Raw genomic sequence first — 16765 nt, 5'->3', positions numbered from 1 at the left:
TCGCCTTTGAGTGCTTTTTGATAATCGTGTAGTTGATATTTAGCTTAATTAAGAATTGATTAAGGAAATTTGTGAGTGGCGGCTAAAGATTTAGCTTCAATAAAAATTTGTTTGATTTCCGGATGTTGTTGGCGAATTTTTGCTTCTAAACTTTCTACAGTTAATGCTATTTCTTCACCTGTAAGATTTTTAGAAAATTGAATTTCTAAGTTGAGTAATACTTCTTGAGGAGCAAGCTGCATTGTGAGCACGCGGATAACTTCTTGCACTCTTGGTTCTGTTTTTGATAAATAACGAATATTGGCTATAGTTTGAGGATTGGCACTTTCACCAACTAATAATCCTTTACTTTCCCTAGCTAACAATACTGCAACGACAGCCAAAATAACACCAATCAGAATTGAGGCAATACCATCAAAATAAACATTGTTAAATAAATGTCCTAAAAAGATTCCGAGGAAGGCGACGAGTAAACCTAAAATAGCCGCAGTATCTTCAAATAACACGGTGAATACTGTCGGGTCTTTACTGTTTTTGATTGCTGGCCAAAATTTTTGCTTTCCTTTGGTTGGTAAAAACTCTCTTAAAGCTACAGTCCAAGAAAAACCTTCGAGTATTATTGCTATACCCAAAACAATGTAATTCCACATTGGGTTTTCTAAAGGACTGGGGTTAATTAAATGAATAATTCCCTCATAAATTGACATGCCACCACCAATGGCAAAAATCAAGATAGCAACGATTAAAGTCCAGAAGTAAAGTTCTTGACCGTAACCAAAGGGATGGCTATCATCTGCTGGTCTTTGGCTCATGCGAATTCCCAGCAGCAATAACAATTGGTCGCCAGTATCTACAATTGAATGAATCCCCTCAGATATCATGGCAGAACTGCCAGTAATGGCGGCGGCGATAAATTTAGTAACTGCGATCGCTAAGTTAGCCCCCATCGCCGCAAAGATTGTTTTTTTGGATGAATCAGTTGCCATGAATGTAAATATTAGCTATCCAGAAACTTGCAATTCGCCTATTTTATCGGTAATTTCCCAGAGAGTTTGTTTTCCTTCCCGCCAAAAGCGCAATGCAACTGTAGCATCTCCCACACTCAGATTTGTCAATTCTAAATCTGGCAAACACTCTGGAAGTGAGGGCTGTACTTTTAAATGTCGCTGTGGTGCATCAGCTTCGAGTCCCAAAATGGTACGCATGAGTAAAAGAATCGAACCAGCAGCCCAAGCTTGGGGAATATTAGCATCTGGGTAAGGTACGGGAAAGTTGTTATCTTGGCGTTCAATACCAGCAAACAATTCTGGCATCCGCCCAGCTTGAAAATAACTAGCAGCAGCAAAAATACCTTCAGCGATGCGGTTAGCTTCTGCGTGGTAGCCGTATTTTTTTAATCCGGCGGCAATAATGGAGTTGTCGTGCGGCCAAACACTTCCCCGTTGATAACTAATTGGGTTATAAGCTGGATTTTGGGCGCTAAGAGTCCGCACACCCCAACCACACCACATATCTGGTTGGAAAAGTCGCTCTACCAGCTTTTGCGCTCGTTCTTGGGGTACAATACCAGACCAGAGAAGATGTCCGGGATTGGAAGCAATCGATTGAATTTGCTGTTTGTTTTTATCTAAACCAAGACAGTAAAAGCCTGCTGATTCCATCCAGAAGGAATCGTTGAATCGTTGATAAAGTGCTTCGGCTTTTTGCCTGAGCTTTTGCGATCGCTCTTTTTCTCCCCAGACATCATAAATTAAAGCTGCTTTTAGCCAAGCATCGTAGACGTACCCTTGTACCTCACATAAAGCTATTGGCGGTTCGACTAACTGGCCATTCGGATAAACCATTGAGTCACCCGAATCTTTCCAGCCTTGATTGTCTAATCCTTTGGACGAACGAGTTAAATATTCTACAAACCCGTCTCCATCAAAGTCGCCGTATTTATCAATCCAGGTTAGTGCTTTCTCTAATGGCGCTCGACATTCATCCAGCATACTGCTGTCGGCGTTCCAAGAATAAGTTTCAGCTAAAGTCACAATCCAAAGAATGGTTGTATCTACCGTGCCATAGTAAGGATAGTAAGGCAATTGCTTGATTTTAGTTAGCTCGTCTTGGCGCAGTTCGTGCAGCATCTTGCCTGGTTGGGCATCGCGCCAGTCGTCTATCTCGGTTGCTTGTAGTTGAGCTAGTCTGATCAGCGTACCGCGAGCAAAATCGTGATAAACTGCCATCGTTTGCAAGCTGGCAATAATTGCATCTCGTCCAAAGACAGCTACAAACCAAGGAATACCAGCCGCAGGCATCCAAAATTGCTGGCCGTTGTCATTTACTTCAATCCGCAGCGCCCCCATATCGATTAGCGCCTGCTGATAAAATCCTTGAATTTCAGCATTAGACGATCGCAACTTTGTCGCATGAGTCAGAAATTCGTCCCTAATATTTCCGGCTTTTGTGCTGTGAGACACAGTGCAAGTTTGTTGAGGTTTGAGAACATGTCCGTTGGCTTTGGCTGTAAAGTTGATACAGGTATGCCATGTTTCGTTAGGAGCGATCGCTACATCAAACATTAGCCGACCATTAGCATACCTTGCTGTTGAAATCGTGCAGACTGTTTCAGTTTCAATACCTCGTAGAAAAGAACCATTTCGGTATTCAGTCGAAAGTATGCCATCTTTCCATATTGTTGCTGTCTCTCCCCGCGTCACAATGTTCTTGGCTTTTACTTCAAAAATATCCGCAAAATCCGAACGAATCGCCAGCATCAGTTGAAACTCAACTGGTTCTAAATGATAGTTTGTAATATCGATATCTTCGTGCATTCCCCCAACAATGTCACGCCGAATAGTTACAAGCAAACTACCATCAGGTAAAATGCCTTTGACAGTGGTCAATTGCGGGTTAGTAAATTGGTAAAGCGCACTATGATGTGTGATGTTACTAGAAGCTAGCAACGAAAGTGGGTAACGATTCAGAGAAATCTCATAGTAAGAAATTAAGCGCGTATCGCGGACAAAAAAACCTTGAGCTTGATTGTCATCGATGGAACCATCACTAGCTGTAACTAAAAATGAAGAACCATCGTTAATCGTAATTAAACCAGAATTGACAATAACTTTTGTTGGCATCAACCATTCCCCGCAAACCCTGGATACAAAGTCATGCCACCGTCTACAAAAATTGTTGCCCCGTTGACATAATCTGAGTCATCAGAAGCCAACCAAACTGCTGCTTTAGCAATATCTTCCACATCACCAACTCGTTTTGCTGGAATCAGTTGTAGTAACTTTGCCTCTGCCTCTGGAGTATCCCAAGCTGATGTATTGATGGGGGTTTTAATTGCACCAGGGGCAATACTATTAACGCGAATTTTGTGGGGAGCAAGTTCTTGGGCAATACTTCGCATCATCATATTAATACCGCCTTTGCTAGCAGCATAATTAACATGACCCGCCCAAGGAATCACCTCATGCACTGAACTCATGCAAATAATTTTACCTGCCGCACAAGAAATATCAGGTTTCACACCTCGACGCAAGAATTCTTTTGCAGCTTCCCGCGCGCACAAGAATTGTCCGGTGAGATTGATCCCAATGACTGCATTCCATTGGTCGAGGCTCATATCTACAAGAGGTGAATCTTTTTGCAAACCTGCGTTGTTTACCAAAATATCAATAGTACCAAATTCCTGGAACATCTTGCTAAACATGGCTTTTACTTGGTCTTCTTTGCTGACATCCGCTTGAAAAGCAAATGCTTCTCCTTTTGCAGCCTTGATATCATCGACAATTTTTTCGGCTGATTCACCTTCAGAATGATAGTTGACAACTACTGCTGCACCTGAAGAAGCTAAATAGCGAGCTATAGCTTCACCAATGCCAGAACTAGCACCTGTTACAAGTGCTTTTTGACCTTTGAGGAGGTAAGGAGAATAGCTCATAGTGTTTATTTAGATTGTAGGGCTTAAGTATAATTAATATCGAAAAACTGACAGTAAAATTTAGGTGGGATAAGCGATCGCACAGCCTAATTGATTATAGAGCTGCTTGCCCAACTGATTCTGACATTACTATACTAAATTATACTTTTAACATACTTAAAATATTACAGCAGTTTATGTGAATTCTGGCATTACTGTAGAGGTTGGCAGCGGCGATCGCTTCTAGCTGTTGGGGTAATAAACATATCTAACTAAAGATTGAAAAAAATTTCATTTTTATTTCATTATTTGATGATATTTTTATTTTAAGTAGTCAGTAGCACTTTGTATTTCCATAAAAATATAGATTTGATGAAAATTAATTTTTTTATATCGTTTTATTAATAAAAAAATTAATTTTTGTGCTCAAAAATTAAGAGATTGAAGCAGACTTCAGAAGTAAAAATAAGAGCAAGGGATATTCAAAACCACAAATGTATTCATGAGTTTTCTGCCAAAAGAAACCTTACCGCAAAATTTTTGCTAGTAGCAGGCTAAAAATCATAGATTGGATGAGGAATTTAAAATTAAATTCCGGACAGCAGTTTTACAGAGGAAACTTCCCTAACCATTTTCCTCCTGAATCTTAAATTTTGTTTTGATAAAAATTGTTTTAAACTCTATTTATCGACTTTTCATAGTGAGTTTTACAATAATAGATATAGTCAAGTTTACTAATATTTATTTAATTTTAGATAAATCATACCTAGGACAGTGTGTTTTCTTCTATTTTTTAGAAAAAATTTATTTAAAAATAGATACTTTTAAAGTATTGTTATTCTACTAGCATTTGTAAAAAGATACATAAAAAACTTAACGCTTAATCTTATTTTGACTAAAAGAAGCCTTCATAGCCTTTTGATACCATCAGGAAAAAGCAATGTCTGCTCTGCCTCTCAATAGCCAAAATCTGCCATACCCCGACCCTATGCACCCCATCATCGTCCACTTTGTGATTGCGATGGTGTTTTTTTCATTTTTCTGCGATCTAGTTGGCTATTTTACCCGTAATACGCGTTTGTTAGAAGTAAGTTTTTGGAATATGTTTGTCGCTTCGGTAGCCATTTTCCTAGCGATTATCTTTGGTCAGTTTGAAGCAGGTTTAGCCCAAGCCTCTCTAGCAGCCCAACCAACCCTAAATTTTCATACAGTTCTGGGTTGGTCGCTAGGGGCGCTTGTTGTTGCTATTACAGCTTGGCGTTTTGTGATTCGCAACCGCAATCCTTTGAAGATATCACCTGCTTACCTTGGTGTAGCAACATTTTTGATTTGTTTAGTGTTCTTGCAAGAATATCTGGGAAGCAAACTCTTTTGGGTATACGGGTTGCATGTTGAACCTGTAGTTGAAGCTATGAAGCAAGGAGTCTCACGATGAACTCGCAACTAATCGACCAATTGAGATTGCGGCTGGGTGCAAACGGACTACCTTACGAAATTCCTATGCATCCGCAGTTGGTGCATTTAACGTTAGGTTTATTCATCATTGCCATCTTATTCGACATAGCAGGAACGCTTTTTCCTATAGAACGACCTATCTTCAAATTTCTGGCCCTTCCTGCCATTCGTTCTAGCTTCTTTGATGTTGGCTGGTACAATCTAGTAGGAGCAACCGCTGTCACCTTTTTCACCGTTGCATTTGGTTTTTTCGAGCTACTACTAGCAAACCCAGCAGTTAATCAAAAGAGCGATTGGGGATTGAGTCCTGGTTGGACAATGCTTTTACATGGTATAGGTGGTATTTTACTGCTGGGGATCTTTGTTGCCATGACTGTATGGAGAGGTTTGCAACGCTATCGCTGGCGCAAGGATACCTCAAGACAAGTGCAGTGGAGCTACTTATTAGCAGGTGTTGCCATATTAGGTATTTTGTATGCCCACGGAACTTTAGGGGCGCACCTGGGTGAGGAGTTCGGGATTCACGTTACGGCGGCTGAGTTAATCCGAGAAGGCGCAAACCAAAATATACTGCTCAAATAATTAAACGAGAATTTCTCGAATTTTATGTTTAGATTTTTGGAATATTTAGTAATAGCTGCTTATATAGCAGTGTTGCTCGTTGTCAGTCACTGGATTGGGCAGTTGTCCTATTCTTGGATGCCTCCTGAAGCTACAGCAGAAGCACAAAAGGTAGATTATTTATTTAGCTTTTTAGTCTCAGTAGGAGCGTTCATCTTCCTTGGGCTTGTTGGCATGATGGTGTATTCGGTACTTTTTTTCCGAGCATCTCCAAAAGACTACAGCGAAGGACACCCCTCTAGAGGTGATGTGAGGCTAGAAATACTGTGGACAGCAACCCCAACTATACTAGTGTTGTGGATTGCTTTCCAAGGTTTCAATATTTATCAGCAGTTAAATATCTTAGGTTTACAGCAAATTGTACATTTGCATCTGCCTCTAGAGACTGAAAAAGTCTATGCCGCAGAAATCAGCGATGTTCCTAAACCCGCATCTGAAACTATTGAAGTCTTTGTAAAGCAGTGGGATTGGTCTTTTCGCTATCCAAATAATGTCACCAGCCACGAATTACACCTACCCGTAAACGTTTCTACTCGTTTAAATATGCACGCCAAAGACGTACTCCACAGTTTTTACGTCCCAGAATTCCGCTTGCAGCAGTATATTGTCCCGGAACGCAATATCGATCTCGTACTAACGCCTATTCATCCAGGCAAATACCATTTAAAAGATTCTCTATTCAGCGGTACTTACTTTGCTTTGATGGAAACGAATGTATACGTTGAATCTCAACAAGCATATAACCAATGGCTTACCCAGACTGCTGCTGGCGAACCAACTCCAAGCACAAATCAAGCAGTTGCAGAGTATACCCAACCACCAAAGACATTTTTTAAAACTAGTTGGTACACTGTCACACCAGCTCGATCTTCCGTTGTTGCTGGTGAAAGGAAAGTGAATAATGACACATGATTCTCCTGAAAATATGACTGGGGCTAGCCATTCGGAAAACTCTCACAAAAATCTAAATAACTGGCGGTCATACTTTAGCTTCAGCACCGATCATAAGGTGATTGGCGTTCAATACATACTGACAACCTTCATTTTCTTTCTCATCGGTGGGCTGTTGGCAATGATTATTCGTGCCGAATTACTCACCCCGGAATTGAATGTCGTTGACCGTCCTTTGTACAACGGCTTATTTACCATGCACGGGACAATCATGATTTTCTTATGGATTATCCCGTTCAACGCTGGTATTTCTAACTACTTAGTACCGCTGATGATTGGAGCGCGGGATATGGCATTTCCTCTGCTGAATGCCATCTCTTTTTGGATGATTCCACCAGCGAGTATTTTGTTATTATCTAGCTTCTTGCTACCCAATGGAACCGCGCAGTCTGGTTGGTGGTCTTATCCACCAATTAGTTTGCAAATTCCGCCCAATCAACCTATTAACGGTGAATTCCTGTGGATTGTGAGTTTGCTGCTGATAGGTATTTCTTCAATCATGGGAGCCATCAACTTTGTCACTACCATTTTTTGGATGCGCGCCCCAGGAATGACATTTTTTCGGATGCCTGTGTTTGTTTGGTCAGTTCTCAGCGCCCAGTTGTTGCAGCTAATTAATTTGCCTTCTTTAACAGCTGCATTGCTACTGCTTTTATTTGACCTCGCTTTCGGGACAAACTTCTTTAAACCTCAAGAGGGTGGCGATCCAATTCTTTATCAACACCTATTTTGGTTTTACTCTCATCCAGCAGTTTACATCATGGCGCTGCCAGCCTTCGGGATTTTTGCGGAGGTTCTACCTGCTTTTTCTCGCAATCCCTTGTTTGGCTACCGGTCATTAGCAATTGCTTCTTTAGGCATTGCTTTAGTGAGCATCTTTGTTTGGGTGCATCACATGTTCACCAGTGCTACCCCTAGCTGGATGCGAATGACTTTTATGGTTACTTCGATGTTAGTTGCTGTACCTACTGGGGTAAAAGCATTTGGTTGGACTGCTACAGTTTGGAAAAGCAAGCTGCACTTAGAGACACCCATGCTGTTTGCGATGGGAGGTGCAGCGATGTTTATTTTCGGTGGTGTGACTGGTGTGATGCTTGCAGCAGTGCCATTTGATATTCACGTTCACAACACCTACTTTGTAGTGGGTCATTTCCACTACATTGTTTTCAATACCATCACAATGGCAATCTTCGCAGCCATTTACTTCTGGTTTCCCAAAATCACTGGAAGAATGTACGCTGAAGGTTGGGGCAAGCTGCATTTCTGGTTAACCTTTATTGGTGCTAACCTCACCTTTTTCCCTATGCACCCACTTGGCATACAGGGCATGGTGCGCCGAATTTCCTCCTACGACCCACAGTATCAAGGATGGAATGTTATCGCTAGCCTGGGGGCATTTTTACTAGGGGTATCTACGCTACCCTTTATTGCTAACATTGTGGGTTCGTGGTTATACGGCCCAAGAGCGGTTGATAACCCTTGGCACGCCACCGGTTTAGAATGGACAACCTCCTCACCCCCCCCGCCAGAAAACTTTGAGGTGATTCCAATTGTCAAAAGACCTCCCTACGACTACGGCGATCCCAAATACTCAGTAGTGGAACCTACTGACGATGACTAGTCAGGACGCTAGGGATTGGGTATTGGGAAAACTACAGACGCGATTCATCGCGTCTCTACTGCGAACTCTTGTACAGATGCGATTAATCGCTTCTTTCCAAAATCATGCAACGTCGCATATTTCAACTTCGTAACATCCAACAAAGTGGCTCCATTCATATAGATGAAAGTCCCATTCGTTTTGAGCGGTGGCGACGACGTTTACCAAATTGGTTACAACGCTTTTTGCCAAGTGGTGGTGGTAGTCATGAAGACCATCATGGCAAAGGAATGTTTGGGTTTACGGTGTTCTTGCTCTCTGAAAGCTTAATTTTTTTGAGTTTTATTTTGATATATATTGCGCTGCGAACTACGCACTCAAAAGATTGGCTACCACCTGGTGTGTCGGGGCCAGAATTGTCTCGTGCTGTAATTATTAGCACAGTGGTGCTGCTTTCCAGTAGCTTTGTTATTCAACCAGCAGAAAATGCTCTCAAGCGGGGCAGGCTAAATAAATTTCGCTGGCTGTGGCTGATAACGATCGCCATGGGAACCTACTTCCTAATTAATGTGTTAATCGAATGGAAAAACCTCGATTTCAAGCTCACTACAGGGCTAGTTGGTTCTACATTCTATTTACTAACAGGCTTCCACGGTCTGCACGTTCTTACTGGTGTTATTCTGCAAATAATTATGCTTGTCCGCTCCTTCATTCCCAGTAACTATAATAAAGGTCACTTTGGTGCAAGTGCGACAACTCTATTTTGGCACTTTGTTGATGTAATTTGGGTCTTTTTGTTCTCACTTCTCTATCTGTGGAAAGCATAAACATATTCAATTTTAATCACTTTTAGGAGGAAAGGTATGAAGTTACTAGCACAAGAATTACCATCCCAAAGAACAGTTCAAGAAACTCCACCTCCTGGTACAAACCAAGACCCGCTGATTGCACATAGTCTCCAAAAAGAACAGTATATCGGCATTTTTGGATTAGCGATCGCTCTAATTGCTGCTGTAGGATTTTTTAGCCGCAGAGTTGAATACGCAATTATATTTGCTATTGTTCTCAGCGCCGTTATTATTGCTTTCTTTTTACTTGTATAGCCAATCATTTATTATTTATTTTCTGCTGATTGGCAGGATAAAAAATATGAATTGAAATGTTTAGCAATTTAATCCTTGGAGAGTATTTTATGAGCAGCCAAGTTTATCAAACAGTGATTGTCGGCGGTGGTTTTACTGGGTTATTTACAGCATTACACCTAGCTCACGAACATTATCCTCGCTCTGTTATTTTGATTGATAAAGAGGAGCGCTTTTGCTTTAAACCGTTGCTTTATGAGTATTTTGATGGCGAGATGGATACCTTCCAAGTAGTACCGCGTTTTTCGGAATTGCTTAAAGGTAGCGGTGTGATTTTTGTTCGAGATACGGTGCAGTCAATAGACCTGCATCAAAAGGCAGTCAATTTAGCTTCAGGAAACTCCTACAATTACAGCAACTTAGTATTAGCTTTAGGCAGCGTCACTGGATATCATCATGTAGAGGGAGCCAAAGAAAACGCCTTTCCATTCTGGACGCAAGCAGATGCGATCGCGCTCGATCGTCATTTACGCGATTGTTTGCAAAAAGCAATCCAAACGGAAGATATAGAACAACGCCGCAAACTATTAACAGTAGTTGTAGTTGGTGGTGGTGCTTCCGGCGTAGAAATGGCAGCCACTCTAGGGGATTTTCTTCCAGAGTGGTATGGTGCTTTGGGAGGCGATTTTAGTGAAATCCGGGTGATTTTACTCAATCACGGTCAAAACATTCTTGATGGCGATATTAACGATCCACTACGTCCAACTGCCGAAAAAGAATTACAAAAACGCACTGTACCAATTGAAATCATTACGGGAGCAGAAGCTACTGCTGTCCGCTCCAACGCAATTGAATATCAGAGCAACGGTCAAGTTCAAACATTGCCAACATACACCACAATCTGGGCAGCTGGTACTTCCATCCATCCCCTGATTCAAGAGTTACCGATTCCTAAAGAACATCGGGATCGGCATAACCGTCCCTTAGTCACTCCCACCATGCAATTGCTCGACTTTCCAGAAGTTTTTGCTGGCGGTGATTGTGCGGCAGTTCGGGATTATTCACTACCACCTACAGCCCAAGTAGCTTATCAACAAGGAGCTAATATTGCGAGGAATTTGAAAGCGATCGCTTTCGGAGAAGAACTCAAACCTGTTAAAGTTAATATCCGAGGAACGCTTTTGAAATTGGGAATAAATGATGCTGCTGCTAACTTATTTAATGTTTTTGAAGTTGCAGGCGAACCCGCACATTTAATCCGTCAGGGCACTTATTTAACTCTATTACCAACGCCAATTCATGATTTTAAAGCCACAACTGAATGGGTAGATGAAGAGATTTTTCACCAACACATCGACCCGCAAGATGTAGGTAAAAAAGTCGTGCAAGCAGTGGAAATAGTTGGTGCAGGAGTGGTTGGTGTTTTAGTGGCGAGAAAATTATTGCGAATGTTGGGAGACGAGGAGAAAAAAGAATAGAGAAGAGGAATTAGGAACAGGATAAACCTTTTATCCTGGGCTTAATTCCTAATACAAATATTTTTTAACAGAAAATTGTCAGTACAAAGGCTGTTGAGTATGCTTAGTCAAACTCACGTACAAGTGCAACGAATTCGAGTTGTTAAATTAACAGTGACAAACTGCGATCGCTCTTTGAATTTCTATACACATGCACTCTCGTTTGAACTCGTTTCCGACATCACTATTGCAGGACAGGATTACAGCGACTTAGAAGACTTGTCTGGAGCCAAAATTCGCATTGTCACCTTGCGACTAGGTGATGAACTTATCGAGTTGATCGAATATCTCAACGTTCCGGGGAAGCCTATCCCCAGCGATTCCCAAAGTAACGACCTGTGGTTTCAACATTTGGCAATTGTCGTCAGTGACATAGATCGCGCCTACGCACAAGTGCGTTCATTTCCCATCAAATTCATTTCAGTTGCTCCCCAGACTATACCACCTGATAATCAAGCATCTGCTGGTGTGCGTGCTTTCAAGTTTAAAGACCCTGACGGCCACGATCTAGAGTTAATTTGGTTTCCTCCTGACAAAGGAAAAGATAAATGGCATCAAAACAGCGCTCGCTTGTTTTTGGGAATCGATCATAGTGCGATCGCAATTTCTCACACCGAGCAAAGTCTACACTTTTACTGCAACCTTTTGGGAATGCAGGTGAATAGCCGCAGTTTCAATAAGGGTGCGGCTCAAAATCGCTTGGATAATTTGCCAGAAACCGAAGTCCGAATTACAGCACTGCGGCCAGTTCAAGATGGTATGGGAATTGAATTACTCGATTATATTGTGCCTGGAAAAGGTCGGCCGATACCGAGTGATTGGAGGGGTTACGATATTGCGCGGGTGGAAATTGAGCTTGTTGTCAATGATATCGAGCAGGCGGTAGAGATACTGCGGCAGAATGGGGTTCATACTGATAGTTCATTGCCTTACCCACAAGGTTGTTTAGTTAAAGACCCTGACGGACATGCAATATTGATAATAGGCGATCGCTCCATTGCAAGGTAATGATATTCAAATATTCTCAATTTGAAATTCTCGTGGGTTTTTCAAAATAAAAATCTCATTTTCTTTAACTAAATCACCCGTACATCTTACAGGTAAGCGTTCTTGATAAGATTTTATTGCCAAAATATAATCATGGTCGAGCAGTACAGTTTTGATTTGGCGTAATTTCTCAAAAACTGGACAAACAATAGTAACTTCACCACTTAATTTATCTGCATTAGGATTTGCTATTTGCGTAACAAAGCCTTGAATTTTGAGATGAGGATAATTATTAATAAATTCACTTAAGATTTCGAGGTAAGAAAGATTTTCTGAGGATGCTATTGTTTGAGTAAGTTCGCGAACTCTCGGAACATAATCTCCTAAATTTTTTGTATTTGGTAGTAAAATTTCAAATTCTCCTTTTTCTGCTTGCTTGTGCCAAATTGTCGCATTATCAAGAAATGGTCGGTCTTCCTGCCAACCGTGAGATTGTAAATACTCTTTGAGTTGTTGTGGTTCTATATTTTTGATAATTTCCGCATCTTGCACAGTAACTTTCATGGTTGTACTCCTTGACCGATACCTTGCATAATTGACTGGAGAGCAGCGACTGTAAATTGATTATTTCTTGGCATGGTGACAGTTACAGTCAATGTATTTTGTGTTTCTGGCATGAATCGCAGCGATAACCAATAGCCACAATACCTCATACAAAGTTCTGCTGATGATTGTTGCACCCACTCGCCTAAGTTGTTGGGAAGTAAAACTACAATTAAGATTCTAGGAACGGCAAAGTCAACCATTCGTAAATCATTGTAGTTTTTCAGTTTGACAGGGTAGCGCATAGCGTTATCGTTGAGGACATCCCTTGATGTTGATTTTAGCTGTAATTCTAAGCGAGGCGCACGGATGCGCCCCATAAGACCCGTGGCTGCTATTCCCCAGTCTACGCTGTCGTCGTCTACGGCTGGTTTGTAGAGAGAATAACCTGCAACACTGGTGATGGCTTGGAGATACCCCTCTTCTGTCACTCTCCGTGAGGGCGATTGCTAGAAGTCTCACGAGGCAATCAATACAACCTATACTATTAGAAAAAAATTGCTCTTGAATTTGTTATTAGAAAATAATCGCGCGATCGCTTGCTGTACAAAAGCTCTAGAATTCAGAAATGGCAAATGTTTTCGGAGACTGACAGAAGAGGGGTATGCGTTGCTAAATTGTTCTTTCTGTTGATTGATGTCCATTACACTACAGGTACGGTTACTTAGTTCAATATCCTGACGGACATGCAATATTGATAATTGGCGATCGCTCTACAATTGCTGAAGACTGAATCAGTCGTATGCTGTTGATTGCAGAAGAATATGCGAGAAATTCTGAGAAATCAAAAGCAATGCATTAGACGATACAACCCTTAATAAATAAATCATGCTTTTGTCACAATTTTGCAATACCTTTGTCAATACCATGTGTGATGCTATAGCTCAAGGTTAGGAAATAGGCTGACTGCATACCAAACCTAAATAATTCAGAGGCTAACGAAGAGAATCACTATAAGGTACAAACCCTTATAAAGATGACTCTGCAAATTAAAGTTGCAAAATCTCACATTGTTGTAAGGAGCATAAAGATGAATTGGAAAGTACTTGCTTGTCTCCCTGTTTTGACTCTAGTTACCGCTCTACCTGCTTACTCTTTAACTAGTAATAAAACTCACAATGCGGCTACTGCTACCCGCGTTGCTCAAAATACCCAGCCAGCTAGCACCATGAAAAAGCCTAATGCTGTGCAAAAGGTTAGTGCCAAGCGCAAGTCTAATAATGTAGCAAAGCGTAGTAACGTCCTTACAGTAGGTAGCAAGGGAGAGGCAGTCAAAACCGCTCAGAATTTTTTAAAGCAACAAGGATTTTATACTGCTAGTGTAAATGGTGTCTTCGATCGCAAAACACGTGCAGCAGCGATCAAATTTCAGAAGTCTAAAGGATTAAGAGCAGATGGAATAATTGGCCCCCGGACTATGGCACTTATGAAATAAAGTAATTTACTTAATCTCTTGGCTAGAGTTCGAGTAATCCCGTGAATAGGCACTAGCAACTAAAACCGCGATACCTTCGGTTAGCTTTGCTAAAGCAATCAACAATTAAGTAGATAAACAGAAATATTTACGAAACTCAGTGCTGAGTGCTGAGTAACAAGAAGATTACTCAGCACTCTTCATAGTCATTGCGAACGAAGTGTTTGGGGACTATTCATCCGAACATGATATTACAGCAGAATTCAGAGATCAAATGCTGTATGTTTAACTACTTAAGCAGTAAATCAAATTATCTTTGTAGACGGGCAATTACACAGTGCATAACTTTAATTTCATTAACAATTCGATCCAGTTCTGTGGATAAGAGAGTTTGTTCGCGAACGGCTTGTAATGTAGGAGTTAAAGTGTTGGAATTTGTAGCAATTTCTGATAACCGAGCGGTATGCAGCTGTTGAATTTGTTCGTGAATTGCTTCTAGATAGCTATCTAGGGCTGGTAACGGTTGGGGTAGCTGTTTTTGCCGAAGGGCATCTGCTAAGTTTTCTAAAATTTGGATAATTGTATCGGCAAGTCGTTTGAGTTCGGTAAATTGGTAGTCGCCGCTAAATTCTCGCAGATGTTCTGCCAGGGTTGTCACCGAACTAAAAAAGCCACGAATATATACCATTAGCGTCATTACAGGTTCGATTTCTCCTTGAAGGTGACGAGGTTCGCTGAATAATCGTTGAGCTGCGGCTGTAGCATTGACGTTCTCTAGTGCAGCTTGATGGCGTAGAGTATTAATAGAATCAACAGATGCATCCTTTTCGGGATGAAGATAGTTAGCTATTACTTGCTGAAAATAAACAAGATTGGCTCGAATTGTTTTTTCCAGTTGTGCGGGAAGTTGCTGTCGTTCCCAACGAGGGAAGAGTAAATAGCTGCCAAGCAGTGCTAAGATACCCCCAATAAAGCTATCAACGATACGCAATAGTCCTACTTTCCAGTCACCTGCACTAATAAGATGGAGTAGTAAGATGATGGCGGGAGTCAGTAGTATGATGAATATGCTGTAGCTTAACGATCGCACTGACATTGCAGTAACTACAAGCAGTAAAAAACAAACTGCGATCGCCAACTGATTTTTAATGAGTAAAACTAGAGTAATACCGACGATTCCGCCTAAAATAGTACCGATGACTCTTTGAACTGTTGTCTCAGATGTTCCACCAAAGTTGGGTTTCAGGGCAACTAAAGCAGTTAGCGTTATCCAATAACCTCTAGGTAATTGCAATATCGAAGCAATTAATTCCGCGAGCGTTACGATTAGCGCGAGGCGCAACGCATGACGCAAGAGAACTGAATCAAAAGTGAAGTTATTTCGCAGCGTATCAATAATTATAGAACGCTGCGATTGCGTTGGAGGGGCAATTTCTCGCCGGGCTATGCTACGCTTGCCCTGTTTTAAGTCTTTAACGATGTCTGCATCAGTATGAATTTGTTGTGCCAAGTTTTTCAGGCTAGCTTCAATCTTCTCCAAATTGACTAAATCGAGATATTGAACTGCTTGAACATCTATCGTTTGTTTGAGGACTTGAGAGCGTATAACTTGCCGCTGATGTTTTAATGCCTCGATTGTCCGATCTAAATCTCCCAAACTAACTGAGTTTTTGCCTTTAGCGATCGCTTTTGCTAACATTGCTAGAGCAATTGCCAACTGTTCTATAACTTGCTGAATTTCTTTCTGTAACCGAAAAAATAATTGACCTTCGGATGCAATCGCTAACAGTTCGTTCAAAGCGATAACAGAATTGACAATTTGATTTACATCCTCGATTAATACGAGTAAGTGATTCCCTAGGACGTTAGCTCCTTTTTGGCGAGTCCAGATAGTTGTCCAAACGCTACGGGCGGATGTCAAGTCTTGAATGACGCTATCTTGAGCTTGCAAAAATCGCTGTGCCCATTCCCGATTATTTTGGGAATCTAATACTCTCTCGCTTGCCAAGTCCACAAATTTGCTCAACGAGAGATAACTGTTAGCGACTAGCTGTCTTGTAGATACATCAGGATGTATTGCCCACAGTCCTGATGACAACGCAGTTGTCCAGACACCACCAGCCAGACATAACGCACAATTTTGAATCAGAGTAGACAAATTAGAAAATGAAGCAAATTTAGCCAGCGCGATGACAAACATAATTGAAGTCACCAAGCTGACAGATGCAGCTACGTTACCATATAGACCTGCTAAACCTGCTATAAATATTACAAAAAACGTCGCTGGGATAGATAACCAGAGATTACTGCTAACTAAACTGGCTATGAGGAAAACTACAGTTATCCCAATGGTAGCTGCGATCGTCGCAGTTACTTTCTGACGATAGGTTCCGTCAACATTTACCATCCCAACGAACCAAGCTGCCATAGTAGCGATCGCACTTGTCGCAGCATGACCAGTAATAAATCCAAGTCCAATCGGCCCAACTAGTATTAAAAGACTACGCAATCCTGAAAAAATGTCCGGCTTACCCGGCTTGAGTTGAAACTGCTGCAAAAACCAATTGAGAGGATGTTTATTTGTAGGTGGCATTATATAGCTGGGGACTGGTGACTGGTGAC

Annotated in this window: 15 protein-coding genes; 9 read left to right on the top strand and 6 right to left on the bottom strand. The window is 41.3% G+C overall.

The window, feature by feature from the left end; translation table 11 throughout:
- Positions 1–59: 59 nt before the first annotated feature.
- Genes I8752_RS01420 through I8752_RS01410 form a run of 3 tightly spaced genes read right to left on the bottom strand, consistent with a single transcriptional unit; the run spans position 60 to position 3934 of the window.
- On the bottom strand, positions 60–986 hold the full coding sequence (locus I8752_RS01420) for a cation diffusion facilitator family transporter (protein ID WP_214430541.1): 927 nt from the start codon (positions 984–986) through the stop codon (positions 60–62).
- Positions 987–1001: 15 nt separating this feature from the next.
- Positions 1002–3122, bottom strand: a complete 2121-nt coding sequence (locus tag I8752_RS01415; RefSeq protein WP_214430540.1) for an amylo-alpha-1,6-glucosidase — start codon at positions 3120–3122, stop codon at positions 1002–1004.
- Positions 3122–3934 (bottom strand): SDR family oxidoreductase, encoded by an 813-nt coding sequence (locus I8752_RS01410; protein WP_214430539.1) that lies wholly within the window; start codon positions 3932–3934, stop codon positions 3122–3124. Before I8752_RS01410 ends, I8752_RS01415 begins: the two co-directional genes overlap by 1 nt.
- 919 nt (positions 3935–4853) lie before the next feature.
- On the opposite strand from I8752_RS01410, the gene I8752_RS01405 reads away from it, so the two are divergent.
- The 8 genes from I8752_RS01405 to I8752_RS01370 all read left to right on the top strand — a co-directional run bounded on the left by I8752_RS01405 (position 4854) and on the right by I8752_RS01370 (position 12147).
- Entirely contained in the window at positions 4854–5348 is a 495-nt protein-coding gene (locus I8752_RS01405) for a DUF2231 domain-containing protein (RefSeq protein ID WP_214430538.1), read from the top strand.
- Positions 5345–5950 carry a DUF2231 domain-containing protein gene (locus I8752_RS01400; protein ID WP_214430537.1) on the top strand — a complete coding sequence of 202 codons (606 nt, stop codon included), beginning with the start codon at positions 5345–5347 and terminating at the stop codon, positions 5948–5950. The genes I8752_RS01405 and I8752_RS01400 overlap by 4 nt, the downstream gene beginning before the upstream one ends.
- A 24-nt stretch (positions 5951–5974) precedes the next feature.
- Complete coding sequence (locus I8752_RS01395; protein WP_214430536.1) at positions 5975–6901, top strand: cytochrome c oxidase subunit II; 927 nt, start codon at positions 5975–5977, stop codon at positions 6899–6901.
- Positions 6891–8561, top strand: a complete 1671-nt coding sequence (gene ctaD, locus I8752_RS01390; RefSeq protein ID WP_214430535.1) for a cytochrome c oxidase subunit I — start codon at positions 6891–6893, stop codon at positions 8559–8561. Before I8752_RS01395 ends, ctaD begins: the two co-directional genes overlap by 11 nt.
- A gap of 104 nt (positions 8562–8665) precedes the next feature.
- A complete protein-coding gene (locus I8752_RS01385; RefSeq protein ID WP_214430534.1) occupies positions 8666–9367 on the top strand; it encodes a cytochrome c oxidase subunit 3 in 702 nt (233 codons plus the stop codon).
- Between the two features lie 36 nt (positions 9368–9403).
- Complete coding sequence (locus I8752_RS01380) at positions 9404–9643, top strand: hypothetical protein (protein ID WP_214430533.1); 240 nt, start codon at positions 9404–9406, stop codon at positions 9641–9643.
- Between the two features lie 89 nt (positions 9644–9732).
- Entirely contained in the window at positions 9733–11100 is a 1368-nt protein-coding gene (locus tag I8752_RS01375; RefSeq protein WP_214430532.1) for an NAD(P)/FAD-dependent oxidoreductase, read from the top strand.
- 99 nt (positions 11101–11199) lie between these two features.
- A complete protein-coding gene (locus I8752_RS01370; protein ID WP_214430531.1) occupies positions 11200–12147 on the top strand; it encodes a VOC family protein in 948 nt (315 codons plus the stop codon).
- A gap of 6 nt (positions 12148–12153) precedes the next feature.
- Here the strand turns inward: I8752_RS01370 and I8752_RS01365 are convergent, their stop codons facing one another.
- Positions 12154–12690 carry a hypothetical protein gene (locus I8752_RS01365; protein ID WP_214430530.1) on the bottom strand — a complete coding sequence of 179 codons (537 nt, stop codon included), beginning with the start codon at positions 12688–12690 and terminating at the stop codon, positions 12154–12156.
- Positions 12687–13160 (bottom strand): DUF4365 domain-containing protein, encoded by a 474-nt coding sequence (locus I8752_RS01360; protein ID WP_214430529.1) that lies wholly within the window; start codon positions 13158–13160, stop codon positions 12687–12689. Before I8752_RS01360 ends, I8752_RS01365 begins: the two co-directional genes overlap by 4 nt.
- A gap of 599 nt (positions 13161–13759) precedes the next feature.
- On the opposite strand from I8752_RS01360, the gene I8752_RS01355 reads away from it, so the two are divergent.
- Positions 13760–14164, top strand: a complete 405-nt coding sequence (locus tag I8752_RS01355; RefSeq protein WP_214430528.1) for a peptidoglycan-binding domain-containing protein — start codon at positions 13760–13762, stop codon at positions 14162–14164.
- A 289-nt stretch (positions 14165–14453) separates the two neighbouring features.
- Here I8752_RS01355 and I8752_RS01350 read toward each other — a convergent pair whose 3' ends face one another.
- On the bottom strand, positions 14454–16736 hold the full coding sequence (locus I8752_RS01350) for an FUSC family protein (protein WP_214430527.1): 2283 nt from the start codon (positions 16734–16736) through the stop codon (positions 14454–14456).
- Between the last annotated feature and the right edge of the window lie 29 nt (positions 16737–16765).

Source organism: Dendronalium phyllosphericum CENA369 (assembly GCF_016056275.1).
Classification (GTDB): domain Bacteria; phylum Cyanobacteriota; class Cyanobacteriia; order Cyanobacteriales; family Nostocaceae; genus Dendronalium; species Dendronalium phyllosphericum.
Note: the sequence above shows the minus strand (reverse complement) of the source record. Positions and strands in the feature narration are given on the sequence as shown.

Coding starts and splice junctions, on each gene's coding strand:
- I8752_RS01420 (WP_214430541.1), bottom strand. CDS start 986: ATGGCAACTGATTCATCCAAAAAAACAATCTTTGCGGCGATGGGGGCT.
- I8752_RS01415 (WP_214430540.1), bottom strand. CDS start 3,122: ATGCCAACAAAAGTTATTGTCAATTCTGGTTTAATTACGATTAACGAT.
- I8752_RS01410 (WP_214430539.1), bottom strand. CDS start 3,934: ATGAGCTATTCTCCTTACCTCCTCAAAGGTCAAAAAGCACTTGTAACA.
- I8752_RS01405 (WP_214430538.1), top strand. CDS start 4,854: ATGTCTGCTCTGCCTCTCAATAGCCAAAATCTGCCATACCCCGACCCT.
- I8752_RS01400 (WP_214430537.1), top strand. CDS start 5,345: ATGAACTCGCAACTAATCGACCAATTGAGATTGCGGCTGGGTGCAAAC.
- I8752_RS01395 (WP_214430536.1), top strand. CDS start 5,975: ATGTTTAGATTTTTGGAATATTTAGTAATAGCTGCTTATATAGCAGTG.
- ctaD (WP_214430535.1), top strand. CDS start 6,891: ATGACACATGATTCTCCTGAAAATATGACTGGGGCTAGCCATTCGGAA.
- I8752_RS01385 (WP_214430534.1), top strand. CDS start 8,666: ATGCAACGTCGCATATTTCAACTTCGTAACATCCAACAAAGTGGCTCC.
- I8752_RS01380 (WP_214430533.1), top strand. CDS start 9,404: ATGAAGTTACTAGCACAAGAATTACCATCCCAAAGAACAGTTCAAGAA.
- I8752_RS01375 (WP_214430532.1), top strand. CDS start 9,733: ATGAGCAGCCAAGTTTATCAAACAGTGATTGTCGGCGGTGGTTTTACT.
- I8752_RS01370 (WP_214430531.1), top strand. CDS start 11,200: ATGCTTAGTCAAACTCACGTACAAGTGCAACGAATTCGAGTTGTTAAA.
- I8752_RS01365 (WP_214430530.1), bottom strand. CDS start 12,690: ATGAAAGTTACTGTGCAAGATGCGGAAATTATCAAAAATATAGAACCA.
- I8752_RS01355 (WP_214430528.1), top strand. CDS start 13,760: ATGAATTGGAAAGTACTTGCTTGTCTCCCTGTTTTGACTCTAGTTACC.
- I8752_RS01350 (WP_214430527.1), bottom strand. CDS start 16,736: ATGCCACCTACAAATAAACATCCTCTCAATTGGTTTTTGCAGCAGTTT.